Source organism: Hydrogenophaga soli (assembly GCF_054777695.1).
The window spans coordinates 219,149-236,256 of sequence record NZ_BAAHAK010000002.1 but is presented as its reverse complement, the minus strand read 5'-3'; the positions used below and the strand labels follow the sequence as shown (position 1 = coordinate 236,256).

Annotated in this window: 17 protein-coding genes and 1 tRNA gene; 15 read left to right on the top strand and 3 right to left on the bottom strand. The window is 67.4% G+C overall.

The window, feature by feature from the left end:
* Nucleotides 1-29: 29 nt before the first annotated feature.
* The 10 genes from ACYVB7_RS04230 to ACYVB7_RS04185 all read left to right on the top strand — a co-directional run bounded on the left by ACYVB7_RS04230 (nt 30) and on the right by ACYVB7_RS04185 (nt 9,223).
* Nucleotides 30-1,163: an FAD-dependent monooxygenase gene (locus ACYVB7_RS04230; RefSeq protein WP_460505323.1), complete on the top strand. Its 1,134-nt coding sequence runs from the start codon at nt 30-32 to the stop codon at nt 1,161-1,163.
* Between the two features lie 69 nt (nt 1,164-1,232).
* Nucleotides 1,233-1,973: a DsbC family protein gene (locus ACYVB7_RS04225; RefSeq protein ID WP_460505322.1), complete on the top strand. Its 741-nt coding sequence runs from the start codon at nt 1,233-1,235 to the stop codon at nt 1,971-1,973.
* Between the two features lie 45 nt (nt 1,974-2,018).
* Nucleotides 2,019-2,513 (top strand): DUF3429 domain-containing protein, encoded by a 495-nt coding sequence (locus ACYVB7_RS04220; protein WP_460505321.1) that lies wholly within the window; start codon nt 2,019-2,021, stop codon nt 2,511-2,513.
* Entirely contained in the window at nt 2,510-4,339 is a 1,830-nt protein-coding gene (locus tag ACYVB7_RS04215; RefSeq protein WP_460505319.1) for a M61 family metallopeptidase, read from the top strand. The genes ACYVB7_RS04220 and ACYVB7_RS04215 overlap by 4 nt, the downstream gene beginning before the upstream one ends.
* A 7-nt stretch (nt 4,340-4,346) precedes the next feature.
* Nucleotides 4,347-5,546, top strand: coding sequence for a DUF3108 domain-containing protein (locus ACYVB7_RS04210; protein WP_460505318.1), 1,200 nt, complete (start codon nt 4,347-4,349; stop codon nt 5,544-5,546).
* A gap of 38 nt (nt 5,547-5,584) precedes the next feature.
* The gene (locus ACYVB7_RS04205; RefSeq protein ID WP_460505317.1) at nt 5,585-6,361 is read left to right on the top strand and encodes an enoyl-CoA hydratase; all 777 of its coding nucleotides are present in this window, start codon (nt 5,585-5,587) and stop codon (nt 6,359-6,361) included.
* Between the two features lie 50 nt (nt 6,362-6,411).
* Nucleotides 6,412-6,488, top strand: a tRNA-Met gene (locus ACYVB7_RS04200).
* Nucleotides 6,489-6,564: 76 nt separating this feature from the next.
* The gene (locus tag ACYVB7_RS04195; RefSeq protein ID WP_460505316.1) at nt 6,565-7,050 is read left to right on the top strand and encodes a hypothetical protein; all 486 of its coding nucleotides are present in this window, start codon (nt 6,565-6,567) and stop codon (nt 7,048-7,050) included.
* Nucleotides 7,051-7,151: 101 nt separating this feature from the next.
* A complete protein-coding gene (gene miaB / locus ACYVB7_RS04190; RefSeq protein ID WP_460505315.1) occupies nt 7,152-8,504 on the top strand; it encodes a MiaB/RimO family radical SAM methylthiotransferase in 1,353 nt (450 codons plus the stop codon).
* A complete protein-coding gene (locus tag ACYVB7_RS04185) occupies nt 8,501-9,223 on the top strand; it encodes a class I SAM-dependent methyltransferase (RefSeq protein ID WP_460505314.1) in 723 nt (240 codons plus the stop codon). The genes miaB and ACYVB7_RS04185 overlap by 4 nt, the downstream gene beginning before the upstream one ends.
* Before the next feature lie 59 nt (nt 9,224-9,282).
* Here the strand turns inward: ACYVB7_RS04185 and ACYVB7_RS04180 are convergent, their stop codons facing one another.
* Together ACYVB7_RS04180 and ffh are read right to left on the bottom strand one after the other, a co-directional pair.
* Nucleotides 9,283-9,966, bottom strand: a complete 684-nt coding sequence (locus tag ACYVB7_RS04180; RefSeq protein ID WP_460505313.1) for a hypothetical protein — start codon at nt 9,964-9,966, stop codon at nt 9,283-9,285.
* A 48-nt stretch (nt 9,967-10,014) separates the two neighbouring features.
* A complete protein-coding gene (ffh, locus tag ACYVB7_RS04175; RefSeq protein WP_460505312.1) occupies nt 10,015-11,409 on the bottom strand; it encodes a signal recognition particle protein in 1,395 nt (464 codons plus the stop codon).
* A gap of 58 nt (nt 11,410-11,467) precedes the next feature.
* On the opposite strand from ffh, the gene ACYVB7_RS04170 reads away from it, so the two are divergent.
* Genes ACYVB7_RS04170 through ampD form a run of 5 tightly spaced genes read left to right on the top strand, consistent with a single transcriptional unit; the run spans nt 11,468 to nt 16,433 of the window.
* The gene (locus ACYVB7_RS04170) at nt 11,468-12,265 is read left to right on the top strand and encodes a cytochrome C assembly family protein (protein ID WP_460505311.1); all 798 of its coding nucleotides are present in this window, start codon (nt 11,468-11,470) and stop codon (nt 12,263-12,265) included.
* 15 nt (nt 12,266-12,280) lie between these two features.
* Nucleotides 12,281-12,526 (top strand): PP0621 family protein, encoded by a 246-nt coding sequence (locus tag ACYVB7_RS04165; protein WP_460505310.1) that lies wholly within the window; start codon nt 12,281-12,283, stop codon nt 12,524-12,526.
* A 13-nt stretch (nt 12,527-12,539) separates the two neighbouring features.
* Nucleotides 12,540-14,222 carry a sensor histidine kinase gene (locus tag ACYVB7_RS04160; RefSeq protein WP_460505309.1) on the top strand — a complete coding sequence of 561 codons (1,683 nt, stop codon included), beginning with the start codon at nt 12,540-12,542 and terminating at the stop codon, nt 14,220-14,222.
* Nucleotides 14,219-15,838, top strand: a complete 1,620-nt coding sequence (locus tag ACYVB7_RS04155; RefSeq protein WP_460505308.1) for a sigma-54-dependent transcriptional regulator — start codon at nt 14,219-14,221, stop codon at nt 15,836-15,838. Before ACYVB7_RS04160 ends, ACYVB7_RS04155 begins: the two co-directional genes overlap by 4 nt.
* Nucleotides 15,822-16,433, top strand: a complete 612-nt coding sequence (gene ampD, locus ACYVB7_RS04150) for an N-acetylmuramoyl-L-alanine amidase (RefSeq protein WP_460505307.1) — start codon at nt 15,822-15,824, stop codon at nt 16,431-16,433. The genes ACYVB7_RS04155 and ampD overlap by 17 nt, the downstream gene beginning before the upstream one ends.
* A gap of 46 nt (nt 16,434-16,479) precedes the next feature.
* Here the strand turns inward: ampD and ACYVB7_RS04145 are convergent, their stop codons facing one another.
* Nucleotides 16,480-17,100 (bottom strand): 5-formyltetrahydrofolate cyclo-ligase, encoded by a 621-nt coding sequence (locus ACYVB7_RS04145; RefSeq protein WP_460505306.1) that lies wholly within the window; start codon nt 17,098-17,100, stop codon nt 16,480-16,482.
* Between the last annotated feature and the right edge of the window lie 8 nt (nt 17,101-17,108).

Genomic DNA, 17,108 nt, shown 5'->3' with positions numbered 1-17,108 from the left:
CACGACCGCCTGGAACCTAGAATCCGGGCATGAGCCAGAACTTTGATGTGTGCATCCGCGGCAGCGGCATCGTGGGCAGCACGCTGGCCCTGCTGCTGGCCCAACAGCGCCTGCGCGTGGCGTTGGTGTCCCCCGCAGGCCAACAGGTTTCCCCGGGGCCGGATGGCCATGCCGATGTGCGGGCCTATGCCCTCAACAGCGCCTCCCGCCAGTTGCTGACGTCGTTGCGTGTCTGGCCCGACACCGACGCCAACCCACCCGCGACCACCCCTGTCACCCGCATGGAAGTGCAGGGCGACCATGGCGGCGCCCTGGCCTTTGACGCCACCCAAGTGGGCACCGACGCCTTGAACTGGATCGTGGACGTGCCGGCGCTGGAACACCGCTTGGCCGACGCGTTGCGCTACCAGGCGCAGGTGGAGCGTTTCACCGCCGACCAGCCGTTGCCCGACACCAAACTGACCGTCGTGTGTGAAGGCCGACGCAGCGCCACCCGCACCGAGTGGGGGCTGGACTACCGCGTCAACACCTACCCCCACCATGCCCTCGCCGCCCGCCTGGACCTGGGTCAGCCCCACGGGGGCGTGGCCCGCCAGTGGTTCAGCGGCCAGGACATCGTGGCATGGCTGCCCTTGGGCGGTGCCGCAGGCACCCAGGTGGCGCTGGTGTGGTCCACCACCATCGAACGGGTGCGGCATGTGCTGACGCTGGATGCCGAAGCCTTTCTGTCCGAGCTCCGTCCCCTGTGTGGCCCTGAGCCCCGCACCTTGACCCTCACCCACCCGCCACAATCGTGGCCGCTGGAGCTGTCACAGGCTTCGCCCTGGGTCAGCCCCGGCCTCGCCCTGGCGGGCGACGCCGCCCACGCCATGCACCCCCTGGCCGGGCAGGGGCTGAACGTCGGGCTGGGCGATGCTGCCGAACTGGCCGGGGTGTTGCAGGCGCGAGAGTACTGGCGCGACATTGGCGATCTTCGGCTGCTGCGCCGTTACGAGCGCGCCCGCAAGGCGGCGTTTGCCGCCATGGGTGGAGTCACCGACAGCCTGTTCACGCTGTTCAACACCGCGACACCCAGCGTGCAGAACCTGCGAAACTGGGGCCTGACCGGGGTGGACCGGCTGCCTCCCCTCAAGCGCTGGCTGGCCCAGCAGGCCATGCGCTGAAGCCGCCTGGCTGAACTTTTCGGGGCCACCCCACCCCAACCCTCCATTCTTTTTTTCACCCGGACCTTCATGCACACCCTGCTCGCCCGCATCCGATCCGCCGCCCTGTGGGGTGCCGCACTCACCGCTTTGTGCCTGCATGGCACGGTGTCGGCCCAGGAGGCCAACATCCGCAAGAACCTGACCGAGCGTTTGCCCAACTTCCCCAAAATTGAAGAAGTCACCAAGACCCCCATGGACGGGCTGTACGAGATCCGGGTCAATGGTTCCGAAATCCTCTACACCGACGCCGACGGCAACTTCCTGATCCAGGGCTCGCTGATCGACACCCAGGCCAAGGTCAACCTGACCGAGGCCCGCGTGGACAAGCTGACGGCCATCCCGTTCAAGGACCTGCCATTCAAGGATGCCTTCACCATCGTCAAAGGCAACGGCAAGCGCAAGCTGGCGGTGTTCGAAGACCCCAACTGCGGCTACTGCAAACGGTTTGAACGCGACCTGGCCAAACTCGACAACGTCACGGTCCATGTGTTCCTGTACCCCATCCTGAGCAAAGACTCCGGCGAAAAATCCAAGGCCGTGTGGTGCGCCAAGGACAAGGCCAAAACCTTCACCGACTGGATGGTGAAAGACATCCCCATCCCCGCGGCCACTTGCGACAGCGCCGCCGTGGACCGCAATTTTGAATTTGGCAAAAAGAACCGCATCACCGGCACCCCCACCATGTTTTTCGTGGATGGCACGCGGGTGCCCGGGGCCATTCCGCCCGAGCGCATCGAAAAATTGCTGGCCGACGCCAAGCAGCCCTGATCCCCTGCGGGCGCGGGCCTTGTCCGCTTTGGCGACAATCCAGGCATGACACCACCGCTGCCCGCCTCTCCCTCGCCCGCCCACACCCCCCCCATTCCCCAGCTGATCCGCACCCTGGGCCACGCCGGGCTGGTCCCGTTCATCGGACTGGCGCTGCTGGCCTGGGTGGTCAACGAGCAGGCGCTGCCCTACGTCGCCCTCATCCTGGTGGCCTATGCGGCACTGATCGCGTCCTTCCTGGGAGGCATCCATTGGGGGGTGGCCTGGCTCAATGACATGGGGGCCACCCATGTCCCGGTGAGCGATGCCGCCGCCGCCCAGCACCTCAAATGGGGCGTGGCGCCAGCCTTGCTGGCCTGGCCCGGCATCCTGATGCCGGCTTATGCCGCCCTGCCCTGGCTGGGCACGTTGCTGGTGGTCTGCTACCTGGTGGACCGTCGGCTGTATGCCTCGGCCGGCTTGACCCATTGGCTCAACCTGCGCTTTCGCCTGTCAGCCGGTGCCGCCCTGTGCTGTTTTCTCGCGGCGGGGGCGGTATGACGCACTACCGCGTTGAACCCCTGGACCTGCACGCCCACCTGTACCGGGTGACGCTGACGGTGCAACCCCATGCCCCGGAACTGCTGCTGTCGCTGCCCGTGTGGATTCCAGGCAGCTACCTGGTGCGTGAATTCGCCCAGCACCTGCAATCCCTGCGGGCTGACGTGGCCGGGCACGCGGTGCCGGTGCGCCAACTCGACAAGCACCGCTGGCAAGTGGACGGCCTGGCCTGCGGCCCCCAGGCCCCGGCGCTGGTGGTGACGTGCGAGGTCTACGCCTTCGACCCCTCGGTCCGCACCGCGTGGCTGGACAGCCAGCGGGGTTTCTTCAATGGCACCAGCCTGTGCCTGCGGGTGGTGGGCCAGGAGCACACCCCGCAGCGCATCGCCATCACCCCACCCAGCCCCGACCGCTGGCCACACACGCACTCGTGGCAACTGGCCACGGGACTGGACCCGGTGGAGGTCAACGCCCAGGGCTTTGGCACCTACTGCGCCCCTGACTACGTCACCCTGGTTGATGCCCCGGTGGAGATGGGCGCGTTCTGGAGCGGCCAATTCGAGGTGCGGGGCGTGCCCCATCGCTTTGTGGTTCAAGGAGCCCCCGCGGGTTTCGATGGCGACCGGCTGCTGGCCGACACCCAGCGCATCTGCGAAGCCGAAATGGCGTTCTGGCACGGTGCAGACGGTGCACCGCCGTTCAGCCGTTATGTGTTCATGCTCAATGCCACCCACGACGGTTATGGCGGCCTGGAACACCTGAACTCCACCGCGCTGATTGCCCCGCGCAGCGACCTGCCATTGCGTCCACGGCCCGGAGCCACCCCACCCGCCCTGACCGCGACCGACGGCTACACCGGCCTGCTGGGGCTCATCAGCCACGAGTACTTCCACACCTGGAACGTCAAGCGCCTGCGCCCGTCGGAACTCACCCAGCCCGACCTGGACCGTGAAAACTTCACCGAGCTGCTGTGGTGGTTCGAAGGGTTCACCAGCCATTACGACGACCTGTTCCTGCTGCGGGCCGGGCTGATCGACACACCCACCTACCTTCAGCTGGTGGCCAAGACCCTCCACCAGGTGGCCCAGACGCCCGGGCGGCACCTCCACAGCGTGGCTCAGGCCAGCTTCGAAGCCTGGACCAAGTACTACCGGGTGCAGGAGAACACCCCCAACGCCACCGTCAGCTACTACACCAAGGGGGCGCTGGTGGGTCTGTGCCTGGACCTCACCCTGCGCCAACACGGCACCAGCCTGGACCACGCCATGCGTGCCCTGTGGCAACGCAGTGGGGGCGGCCCCATCACCGAAGCCGACATCCGGGCCGAACTGGCCACGCTGGCGGGCCGGTCCCTGGATGCCGAACTGGACACCTGGGTGCACGGCACCGCCGATCTGCCCGTGCTGGAGCTGCTGGAACAGGCGGGTCTGACCCTCACCGCCGAGCCTGCGCCCCTGGCGCAACGCCTGGGCCTGCGGGTGTCGGAAACGCAGGGCGTGGTGTTGCGCAACGTGCTCCGGGGCGGCCTGGCGGAACAGGCGGGCATGGCCGCGGGTGATGAATGGCTGGCCATCCAACCCCCCGAGGGCAGCACCTGGCGGGTGCTGAAGCTGGACGACCTGCCCGTGTTGCTGCGTGAACCCGGCCCCGTCACCGCCTGGGTGAGCCGGGACCGCCGCATCCTCTCCTGCACACTGCAATGGCCCGGTTTGCCGCCAGCGTCGGTGTCACCCCAACAGGTGTGGACCGGTGACGCCACGTTGAAACTCGCCCCCCCCGCCTCGACGCCCGACGGGGCGCCAACGTGGCCACACGCCCGGGCCTGACGCCTGCATGCCCGCACCCAAACGCATCGGCCTGGTGTTGGGGGTGACGCTGGCGCACCTGCTGGCGTTGGACGCCTGGGTGCGCTGGCAGACCCAGCAGAGTGTGCTGGCGGACATGGACACCCCCGTGTTCAACCCAACGACCTCCCTGACGGCGTTGCCACGCCAGGCACTGGACGGCACCAATCCCTTGGAGCCGGGGACCGCCCCTCCCTCAACCGTGGGGCAGGTGGTGCAGGCCAGGCAAGTACCCGCCCGTGTCCCACGTGGGGTGGACCGCCCTTCCCGCCCGGCACCTCACCCCAAGCCCGCCCGCAAGAGGGACCCAGGCGGTTCGCCCCCTGCCCCCTCCGAGGCCACGTCAGCCCCACAAGACACCACACCCGTTGAGGCCACCACACCACCACGGGACACCCCCGCGACCGCTCCCCTCCCGACACCGGGGGCCGCCACGCCACCCGAAGCGCCACCGGTGGCGAGCACCGCCCCCACCGAGGCAGCGGTCACCGCCTCCGCCGGGGCGGGTGACCCCGGCCCCCAAGACGACCCCAGCCGCTGGCTGAACGCCTGGCCCCGCAACACCCGCCTCAGCTACCAACTGCGCGGGTACTTCCGGGGTGACTTTCACGGAACCGCCAACGTGCAGTGGCAAAGGGCGCAAACCCGTTACCAGGCCCAAGTCAACCTCAACGTCGCCCTGCTGCTCAGCATGAGCCTGACCAGCCAGGGGCGCATCCTCCCCTCCCAGCTGTGGCCCGAGGTGTACGAAGAAGACCGCCGCGGCAAGAAACGCGGCGTGCGCTTTGGCGACCAACTGGTGGCGCTGAACAACGGCGATTCGGTCCCCCGCCCCGCCGGGTTGCAAGACACCGCCAGCCAGTTCGTGCAGTTGGCCCAGGACTTCTCCACCGGGCGCGTCAAGCTGGCGGTGGGCCATGTGGTCCCGGTGATGCTGGGCCGCCCGGGCGGCGTGGACGAGTGGCGTTACGAGGTGGTGGCCCTGGACACCGTCCAAACCCCCCTGGGCGCCCTGTCGGCCTACCACCTGCGCCCCCAACCGCTGGCCAACCCGCGGGGCCCGGTCAGTGCCGAGATCTGGGTGGCCCCCGCACTGCAACACCTGCCCGTGCGCATCCGGCTCACCCTCAACCCGGAAACCTGGATGGACCTGACGCTGGAACAGGTGCAGCAGGCTGGTTTAGACTGATTGGCAATTTACGTGAACGTCAACCAGGAGACCCGCGCATGTCGTTCGAACTCATCACCGTCCGCACCGAAGGGCGTGTGGGCATCGTCACCCTCAACCGCCCCAAACAGCTCAATGCGCTCAACGACGCGCTGATGAACGAACTGGGCCAAGCCCTCAAGGCCTTCGACGACAACGCCGACATCGGCTGCATGGTCCTCACCGGCAGCGAAAAGGCCTTTGCCGCAGGTGCCGACATCGGAGCCATGGCCAGCTACAGCTTTGCCGACGTGTACAAGGGCGACTACATCACCCGCAACTGGGAAACCATCCGCTCCATCCGCAAACCGGTGATTGCCGCGGTGGCCGGTTTTGCACTGGGCGGCGGCTGCGAGCTGGCCATGATGTGCGACTTCATCATTGCCGCCGACAACGCCAAGTTCGGGCAACCCGAGATCAAGCTGGGCATCATCCCCGGCGCGGGCGGCACCCAGCGCCTGCCGCGCGCCGTGGGCAAGGCCAAGGCCATGGACCTGGCCCTCACCGGCCGCATGATGGACGCCACCGAAGCCGAGCGCTCCGGGCTGGTCAGCCGCGTGGTGCCGCTGGACAAGCTGATGGACGAGGCCCTGGGCGCCGCCCTGCAAATCTGCGAGTTTTCGCAGATCGCCGTGATGGCGGCCAAGGAATCGGTGAACCGCGCTTTCGAAGGCACGCTGTCCGACGGCGTGATGTTCGAACGCCGCATGTTCCACGCCCTGTTTGCCACCGCCGACCAGAAGGAAGGCATGGATGCCTTCGTGAACAAGCGCAAGGCCAACTTCACCCACCAGTGAGTGACGCCTTGCAACAGACCCGAAAAAATGGTCTATAATGCAGGGCTTTCGGCGATATAGCTCAGTTGGTTAGAGCGCAGCATTCATAATGCTGATGTCCCAGGTTCGAGTCCCGGTATCGCCACCAGAATTCTTCCCACAATCCGCAAAGCCCCAAGCTCAACCCTTGGGGCTTTGTTGTCTTCAGCCTCTGGACACACACCATGAACCGCTGGACCCGGCCTGCCGCCCCTGGCACCTCGCCAAACTCCCTCTCCCTCGTGGGCCGCAAGGCCATGACCCTCGCCAACCGGTGGGCCGTTCTGTGCATCGGCGCCAGCCTGCTTGGTGCCAGTGTGCAGGCGCAGGTCAACTTCAAGGCCTCTCAGTTTGCGGGGCAACCCAACGGCACCCCCCGCAGCTTTCCCGCCCAGGCCCGGCGGGGGGCCATGGAGGTGATCGACGTCCACCAGGTCAAGATGAACGGCGCCCTGGTGCGGCTGTCCCCCGGCTCGCGCATCCACAGCATCACCAACGCGCTGGTGACCAGCGGCAGCCTGGTGGGCCAGACCGTGCTGGTGAACTACACGCTGGATGTGATGGGGCAACCCCATGAAATCTGGGTCCTCACCGAGCGCGAAGCCGCCGAAAAGCGCCCCGGCGCCGAGGGCGTGACGACCACCAACATCGTCACCGAAATCCCGCGCTGACCCCGACCGGCCGACGGGTGCGATGCCCCGCCCGGTGAAATTCAGCATCAAAAACACCTCCAGCGCTTGATGTGAAAGCGCAACCAGCTCTCATTTTTGACATGACGAAAAAAGTTTTCATCAAAACCTTTGGCTGCCAGATGAACGAGTACGACTCGGACAAGATGGCCGACGTGCTGGGCGCCGCCCAAGGTTACGAACCCACCGACGACCCCGAGCAGGCCGACCTGATCCTGTTCAACACCTGCTCGGTGCGGGAGAAGGCACAGGAAAAGGTGTTTTCCGACCTGGGCCGCGTCAAGCACCTCAAGAAAAAGGGCGTGCTCATCGGCGTGGGCGGCTGCGTGGCCAGCCAGGAAGGCGCGGCCATCATCGAGCGTGCGCCCTATGTGGACGTGGTGTTCGGCCCCCAGACCCTGCACCGCCTGCCCGAAATGCTCAAGGCCCGCGAACGCCAGGCCCGGCCCCAGGTGGACATCAGCTTCCCCGAGATCGAGAAGTTCGACCACCTGCCCCCGGCGCGGGTGGAAGGGGCCAGTGCCTTTGTGTCCATCATGGAAGGCTGCTCCAAATACTGCAGCTACTGCGTGGTGCCCTACACCCGCGGCGAAGAGGTCAGCCGCCCGTTTGAAGACGTGCTGGTGGAGGTGGCCGGGTTGGCCGAGCAGGGCGTGAAAGAGGTCAACCTGTTGGGCCAGAACGTCAACGCCTACCGCGGCAAGATGGGGGACACGGACGAGATCGCCGACTTTGCCCTGCTGCTGGAGTACGTGGCCGACATCCCCGGCATCGAACGCATCCGCTACACCACCAGCCACCCCAACGAATTCACCCAGCGCCTGATCGACGCCTACGGCAAGATTCCGCAGCTGGTGAGCCACCTGCACCTGCCGGTGCAGCACGGCTCCGACAAGGTGCTGATGGCCATGAAGCGCGGCTACACCGCGCTGGAATACAAAAGCACCATCCGCAAGCTGCGCGCCGTGCGGCCCGACATCAGCCTGTCCAGCGACTTCATCGTGGGCTTCCCTGGCGAAACCGACGACGACTTTGCCAAGATGATGAAACTCATAGACGACGTGGGGTTTGACGCCTCGTTCAGCTTCATCTTCAGCCCCCGCCCGGGCACCCCCGCCGCCAACCTGGCCGACGACACCCCGCACGAGGTCAAGCTCAAGCGCCTGCAAACCCTGCAAGCCGCCATCGAGGCCAACGTGCGCCGCATCAGCGAAAGCCGCGCGGGCACGGTGCAACGCATCCTGGTGGAAGGCCCTTCGCGCAAGGACGCCTCCGAGCTGATGGGCCGCACCGAGTGCAACCGCATCGTCAACTTCCCCGGTGGTCCAAACGCAGCACGGTTGGTGGGCCAGCTGATCGACGTGCACATCACCCAGGCCCTGCCGCACTCGCTGCGCGGCGAGGTGGTGCTGAAAGACGAAGGCGTGTTGGCATGAGTCCCCACACCACGCTGGTGTCCAACGAGTTGGACGTGCTGGCCGCCCTGGTGCCGCTGCAGGACCGGGCGGCACAGAAGCAGCCGGTCGAGGTGATCGAACTGGGCTGCGGTGCCGCCCGCCTGGCCCGCGAGCTGCTGGAGCTGAAGCTGGCCCGCTCGGTGGCCGCGCTGGAAACCGATGCCCAGCAGCACGCGCAAAACCTGAGCCGCCCGCAGGACAACCTGCACTTCATGCTGGGCAGCGCGGCCCAACTGCCCTTCATGGACGGCAGTTTTGACCTGGCGCTGATGCTCAAGAGCCTGCACCACGTGCCCCTGCACCAGATGGCCAAAGCCCTGGACGAGGCCGCCCGGGTGCTGCGCCCCGGTGGCTGGCTGTACGTGTCCGAGCCGGTGTACGAAGGTGCGCTGAACGACATCGTCAAGCTCTACAACGACGAAGGCACCGTGCGGGCCGCCGCCCAGATGGCCTTGGACGAGGCGCTGGACCGCCACGACAGCCCCTGGAACGGCCAGCAGGAAGAGTTGTTTGACATGCCCGCCCGGTTTGCCGATTGGCCGGAGTTCGAGCGGCGCATGCTCCACCCCAGCTTTGTCGACCACCACATCACGCCCGAGCTGAGCGAACGGGTTCGCGCCGCCTTCCTCCCCCATTGCGGGCCCACCGGTGCCCAGTTCACCCGCCCCATGCGGGTGCGGGTGCTGCACAAGAAGTAATGCTATAAGTTTTGTAGCCTCTTACGCTTACCAATAAAGCGGCAGAAGCCAAAAAAGCATCAAGAATCATCCCCCGATGGCGGGGGTGGGGGCACCAGGTAACGCCGGTCTGACCAGGTGGCCAGCCACTCCGGCTTGAACGCCACAAAAATGGCCGTCAGCATGCCGGTCAGCACCGCGTCGCCCCAGGCCATCAGCCAGCGGGCCACCAGGGCGTCGCCCGTCTCCACGCCCCCCAACACGTGGTAGAGCAGCTCGTACAACACCCCTGACGCGAACATGCACAGGGCCGTGCCCAGGAAGCCCCGCCCCAGGATGTAGACAAACACGTGCGACGGGGCCCAGCGCCGCAGCACCGCCCCCCAGCCCAGGCACAGGGCCGACGGCACCAGCCCCAGCCACACCAGCTGAGACAGCCCCACGTCCAGCGCCACATCCCCCAGCAGCCACACCACACCGGACACTGCGCCCAGGGCCAAGGTGGCCAGCGGCCAGCCCAGCAGCAGCGTGAGCAGGCACGCCCCCGACAACTGCACCGACACACTGCCCCCAAACACCGACGACGGCAGCTTTTGCGGCAACAACCAGAACCAGGGCAACAACACCCCGCCCGCCAGCAGCGGCGTCAGCAAGGCCGGGGTGAGCATGCGCCAGGGGCGCAACCCGAGGGAGAGCACCAAAGCCAGCAGGGCCGCGGCCAGCTCCAGGTCAAAGGCGTCAGGGAACGGCATCGGTGAAGGCATGGGGCCCGCAGTATGCGACGCCGACCTGCGGCCCCGCGTTGACTTCGGTCAACCCATGCCGGGCAGCTTGGGCATGCCCATGCCCTTCATGCCGCCCAGGCGCTTCATCATCTTCATGAGGCCGCCGCCCTTCATCTTCTTCATCATGCCCTGCATCTGCTCGAACTCCTTGAGCAGGCGGTTGACCTCCTGCACATGCACACCAGCCCCGGCGGCAATGCGGCGCTTGCGGGTGGCCTTGATGAGTTCGGGCTTGCGCCGCTCCAGCGGCGTCATGCTGCAGATGATGCCTTCCTTGCGCTTGATGTCTTTTTCGGCCCGATCCAGATCGGCAGGCGTGGTCTTGCCAGATATATCGCCGGGCAGCTTGTCCATCAGACTGGAGAGGCCGCCCATGTTCTTCATCTGGCGGATCTGCTCCAGGAAGTCTTGCAGGTCGAAACCGTCACCGCTCTTGACCTTGGCGGCCAGCTTCTGCGCGGCGGCCAGGTCCACGTTGGCGGTGACCTGCTCGACCAGGGCCACGATGTCGCCCATGCCCAGGATGCGCCCGGCGTGGCGCTCGGCATCAAACGCTTCCAGCCCGTCGATCTTTTCGGACACCCCGGCGAACTTGATGGGCACGCCGGTGATGTGGCGCACCGACAGCGCCGCACCGCCGCGGCTGTCGCCATCGGTCTTGGTGAGCACGATGCCGGTGAGGGGCAGCGCCTCCTTGAAGGCCTTGGCGGTGTTGACCGCGTCCTGACCCTGCATGGCGTCCACCACAAACAGCGTTTCCACCGGATGGATGGCGGCGTGCAAGGCCTTGATCTCGGCCATCAAGGCCTCGTCAATGGCCAGGCGGCCTGCTGTGTCCACCAGCAGCACGTCGAAGTGGTGCTTGCGGGCATGGTCCAGGGCCGCCAGGGCAATGTCCACGGGCCTCTGGTCGGGGCTGGAGGGGAACCACTCGGCCCCGGCCTGGGCGGTCACGGTCTTGAGCTGCTCGATGGCGGCGGGGCGGTACACGTCGCCCGACACGGTGAGCACCTTCTTCTTGCGCCGTTCAATGAGGTGTTTGGCCAGCTTGGCGGTGGTGGTGGTCTTGCCGGCCCCTTGCAAGCCGGCCATCAGCACCACGGCGGGCGGCTGGGCGGCCAGGTTGATGTCGTTCAGGGCGCGCTGGTCACCCTCGCCACCGCTCATCACCGCAACCAGCTCGCGGTTGACCACCGACACCAGCGCCTGTCCAGGGGTGAGTGAACCCACCACCTCCTGGCCCAGGGCCTTGTCCTTGACCTTGGCAATGAAGTCGCGCACCACGGGCAGGGCCACGTCGGCCTCCAGCAGGGCCATGCGCACTTCGCGCAGCATGTCGGCCACGTTGCTGTCGGTGATGCGGGCCTGGCCGCGCATCTCCTTGACGATGCGTGACAGTTTTTCGGAGAGGGCAGAGGCCATGGTGGGGTGTGTGGAATGTGAGGCCCGTGGGGCTGAGCCGGGCCGTTAAACTGTGCCCATGATTTTAGCGGCCAGCCCCCTCGTGACCACCGTGCTTGCAGTCGGCGCTGCGGTGGGTTATGCCGCCATGGCCCTGGCGCAACGCAAGCTGACCGCCCAAGGGTCGCGCCTGGGGCTGACCTTGGCCTGGCTGCTGCACGGTGCCGTGCTGGCCAGCCAGCTGTGGGCCTCTCCCCCCAGCTTCGGTTTTGGCCCGGCGCTGTCGGTCACGGCCTGGCTGGTGCTGATGGTCTACGCCATCGAAAGCCACATCTACCCTCAACTCAAGGCCAATGCCCTGCTGCTGGTGCTGGGCATGGTCACGGTGCTGCTGGCCTGGGCCTTTCCGGGTGCCCCTTACGCCAGCATGCCCTCGCCCTGGCTGCCCCTGCATTGGGCGCTGGGCATTGCCGCCTACGGGCTGATTGCCGCCGCCGTGGTGCACGCCTGGTGGATGCAGCGCACCGAGCGCGCCATTCGCCAAGCCAGCACGCCCATGGAGCCCAGCATCCCGCTGCTGGCCATCGAGCGCCTGACCTTCCGCTTTGTGCTGGCGGGCTTTGTGCTGCTGACGGCCACGCTGGTGGCCGGGGTGTGGTTTTCCGAGCTGCTGTACGGCAAAGCCCTGACCTGGGACCACAAGCGGGTGTTCACCCTGTTGTCGTGGGCGGTGTTTGCGGTGCTGCTGCTGGGCCGCTGGCGGCTGGGCTGGCGCGGTCGCGCCGCGGTGCGCGTGCTGTACCTCGGCTCAGGGCTGCTGCTGCTGGCCTATGTGGGGTCGCGCTTTGTGCTGGAAGTGCTGCTGCACCGCGCCTGAAAGGCAAGCCCGGGGATGAAATACATCGTTGTTGCACTGGTCATCCTGGTGGGCATCTGGTCCTGGCGGCGTGGCCGCGAGCAGGAACGCCAGGAGAACCAACGACGGCGTGCCCCCCAGCCCCCTGCCGCGAACCACGCGCCCACCACCGACATGGTGGCCTGCGCCCACTGCGGCCTGCACCTCCCCGCGAACGACGCCGTGCAGGGCCAGCGGGGCGTGTACTGCGGCCACGCCCACCGCCAAGCCCACGAGTCCTGAACGGGCGCAAGCCATGTGGCCTTCCTTCGCCCGGTCCACGCCGACCACCCTCCAGTTCTGGGAAGGTCCCCTCAACCGCTCCAGTGAGCGGCTGTGGGCCGCCTTCATGACGGCCCGCGTGGCCGTGGCCTCGGTGCTGGTGCTGCTGCAAGGCACCGTGCTGATGCTGGGTGGGCTGAACAACGGGCTGAGCCTGCTGCTGTGCATGGCGCACCTGGTGGCCTCCATCGCGGCGCGGCGGTTGGTGCATCCCCGCACCACGCTGGGCGTGTGGCGCTGGCCCTGGTTGCCCACCGTGGGGGTGGACTGGGGGGTGTATGCGGTGCTGCAAACCCTGCAACCCGGGGGGCTGAACTACTCCCTGCTGTTCGCGCTGCCGGTGCTCATGGCCGCCACCCTCGGTCCCCAGCGGCGGGCGCTGGCGGCGGCGGCGTCGGTCACGCTGTTCCTGCTCGTCGATGCTGCGTGGCGCTCCTGGCGCCTGAACGAGGACGGCGCGGCCCGCTACCTGCAGACCGCCATCACCGGCACCGGCTACTTCCTGATTGCCCTGCTGGCCCACCAGCTGTCCGTGCGCCTGGCCCGCGAAGAGGCCCTGGCCGAAACCAGCCAGTCGGCCGCGCGCACGCAAGCGGAGGTGAATGCCCTCATCATCGAAACCCTCACCGACGGGGTGCTGGTGGTGGACAGGCACCTCCAGGTGTGGGCGGCCAACCCGGCGGCCCGCAGCCTGCTGGGCGACGGCACCAGCCCCACCCCGGAACACTTCTGGCTGACGGACCGCGCCTACTGTGCGCCCCTGAACGAGCTGATCGAACGCACACTGGCCACCCACCAGCCCCAGACCGCCGAGATCCAGCTGACCACCCCCAATGACCACCGCCAGCAGCTGAGGGTGGGCACCCGCCCCATGGGCAGCGCCCCCGAGCACACCCCGGTGGATGGCCCGTCGTGTGTGGTGTTCCTGGAAGACCTGCACGAAATCGAGGCCCGCATCCGCGCCGAAAAGCTGGCGGGCATGGGGCGCATGACGGTGGCGGTGGCCCACGAAATCCGCAACCCCCTGTCGGCCATTTCACAGGCCAACGAACTGCTGACCGAAGAGCTCCAAGACCCCATGCAGCGGCGGTTGGTGCAGATGATCGGGCAGAACACCCAGCGGCTCAACCGCATCGTGGACGACATCCTCAACGTCGTGCGCATCCCCGGGCGACCGGCTCTGCAGGAAACAGCACCGTTGGCCCTGGATGCAGCCCTGGCCAACACCCTCACTGAGTGGTGTGGGCAGCATGCCTGCACCACCCGCGTCCGCTGCACCCCCCGGTGCCCCGAGGTGCTGGTGCGCTTCGATGCCGAACACTTCCGCCGGGTGCTGGTCAACCTGCTGGACAACGCCCACCGCTATGCCTCCATGGCGCCCGGGGCCATCCAGATCGACACCCTGGTGCAGGCCCCGGATGCCGTGTGCCTGTCCGTCTGGAGCGACGGCGCCCCGCTGGAGCCCGGCATCCGGCGGCACCTGTTCGAACCGTTCTTTTCCTCCGAAAGCCGCTCCAGCGGCATGGGCCTGTACCTGTGCCGCGAGCTGTGCGACCGCTACCAGGCCCGGCTGGACTACCGTCGGGCCGACCGGGACGGTCGCTCGGGCAACGAATTTTTTGTGGTGATGGCCGCCCTCCACGCCCCCAACCCATGAGTTTCAACGCCCCTCCCCCCGCCACGCCCACCGCGACCGGACCGTCTCGCATCCTGGTGGTGGATGACGAACCCGACCTGCGCACGCTGTACGAACTCACGCTGCTGCGCGAAGGCCACCTGGTGGACGCCGCTGGCACGCTGGCCGAAGCGCGAGAGCAGCTGGCGCAGCAGCGGTACGACCTGCTCATCACCGACATGCGCCTGCCCGACGGCCTGGGGCTGGACCTGCTGCGCGACGGCACCGCCGCCGCGCGGGCCAGCCGCACCGTGGTGGTCACGGCCTATGGGTCGGCCGAAAGCGCCGTGGAAGCCCTCAAACAAGGCGCGTTCGACTACCTCACCAAACCGGTGGACCTCAAGCAGTTCCGCACCGTGGTGGCCACCGCGTTGCAGTCGCCCGCCCCCGCGGTGGAGGCGGCCCGCCCCACCCGGTCGGTCACGCCCTCGGGGTCGGGATCCGCCTCGGCCACCGGCCCTGGGGCCTTGGCGTCGGTGCCTGCATTGAACCGGCTGATCGGCAGCTCCGCGGCCATGCAATTGGTCAAGGACCGCATCGCCCGCGTGGCCGGCAGCATGGCCCCGGTGATGATCCTGGGGGAATCCGGCACCGGCAAGGAGGTGGTGGCCCGCGCCATCCACGGTTGCAGCCACCGCGCCGCCGGTCCGTTCATCGCCGTCAACTGCGGGGCCATCCCCGACACCCTGCTGGAGGCCGAATTCTTCGGCGCCCGCAAAGGGGCCTACACCGGCGCCACCACCGACCGCGAAGGCTACTTTGCCGCAGCCCGCACCGGCACCCTGTTCCTGGACGAAATCGGCGACCTGCCCCTGCCCATGCAGGCCAAGCTGCTGCGGGCCATCCAGGAGCGCAAGATCCGCCCGCTGGGCGGCGTGCAGGAAGAGCCCGTGGACGTGCGCATCCTCTGCGCCACCCACAAAGACCTGGCCAAGGCGGTGGCCGACGGGCAGTTCCGCCAAGACCTGTTCTACCGCCTCAACGTCATCGAGTTGCGCCTGCCCGCGCTGCGCGACCGGCGCGAAGACCTCGACGCTTTGGTCGATGGCCTGATGCAACGCATCTGCCACGAAACCGGCCAACCCCCGGCCCACCTCAGCCCCGAGGCCCGCGCCTGGCTGCACACCCACCCCCTGGATGGCAACGTGCGCGAGCTGGAAAACCTGCTGCACCGCGCCCTGGCCCTGTGCAGCGGCGACACCATCCTGCCCGCCGACCTGCGCGACGACCACCACCACCCGGCGCAAATGGACTGGATGGCGCTCCCGGCGCACAGCCCCAGCCCCAGCCCCAGTCCCGTCTCCGCCCCGCCGCGCCCTGAAGCACCCGGCACTGAACCCCACACAGACGCCCCCGTCACCCAGCCCCCGGCGGTGACCCTGCCGCCCGAAGCGCTGCCCTCCGACTTGCAGCAGTACCTGGACGCCCACGAAAAGCGGGTGCTGGAGCGCATGCTGCGCGAAACCAAGGGCAACCGCACCGCCGCCGCCGCCCGCCTGGGGCTGAACCTGCGCCAGATCCGCTACCGCATTGCCCGCCTGGGCATCCAGGTCAAAGACCCCGATGACGCCCCCGCCCCCGATGGCCCCGAAAGCTGACCCGCAGCCCTCCGACTCAACCGCCCCGGGTTGGCTGGCGGGCGTGCGCCATTGCCCCTCGCCCAACTTCGGCCCCCGCCCTGTGGGAACCGACATCAGCCTGCTGGTGGTGCATTCCATCAGCCTGCCCCCGGGCCACTACGGCACGGGCCAGGTGGAACGGCTGTTCACCAACACCCTGGACTGGGATGCCCACCCTTACTTTCAAGGCATTCGGGGGCTGGAGGTGTCGGCCCACTTCTTCATCGACCGCCTGGGCCAGGTCACGCAGTTCGTGAGCATCTGGGACCGCGCCTGGCACGCCGGCAAGTCCCACTGGCAGGGCCGCGACAACTGCAACGACTTTTCGGTGGGCGTGGAGCTGGAAGGCCTGGAGGGCGACACCTTCGAACCCGTGCAGTACCAGCAACTGGCGCGGCTGTGCCACACGCTCAGCGGCCTGCTGCCCCTGGGGCAGGTGGTCGGGCATGAACACGTGGCCCCCGGGCGCAAGCAGGACCCCGGGCCGGGGTTCCAATGGGAAACGTTACACGCCGCGCTGCACGCAGCGCCAGGCCCGCACACCCTGGCGCTGCCGCAGAAACTATCAAATTGATAGCTGTCTACGCTTAATTTGCAAGCGCAAGGCAGTAAAAAAGCCTTCAGACCGGCCACACCAAGCCGTTCTCGTTCAGGATGGTGTCCAACGGCTGGTCGTGCACCTCGGGCTCGAAGTCGTCCACAAACCCCGAGGTGAAGCCCAGCCCCACCGTGAACGGTTTGGGTTGCAGGCTGGCCAGGGTGCGGTCGTAAAAACCACCACCGTACCCCAGCCGATAGCCGCCAATGCCGTAGCCCACGCAGGGCACGAACAGCAGGGTGGGCACGATGACCTCGGTGTCCTTGGGCTTGGGAATGCCGTAGGCGTCTTCCTCCATGGGGCAGCCGGGGTACCACACGTGGAAGGTCAGCGTCTTGTTCACCTTGTCCACCACCGGCAGGCCGATGCGGCGGCGCTGCGGCTGGTCCAGCAACTCGCCGTCTTCCTTCCAGCGGTGCAGCGCGGGCAGCGGATCGAATTCCCCCTTGATGGGCCAGTACGCACCAATGACCGTGTCGGGCCGTTCGATCAGCCACACCCGCATGACGCGCTGCAACAACTCGGAACGCCATTCGCGGTCGGGCATGGCCTGGCGGCGGGCCAGCAACTCCTGGCGCAGCGCCTGCTTGTGTGTGCGCAACCCATCGTCCACCGTGGGTTTGCTGGAAGGTTTGTTGTCCATAATGAGCC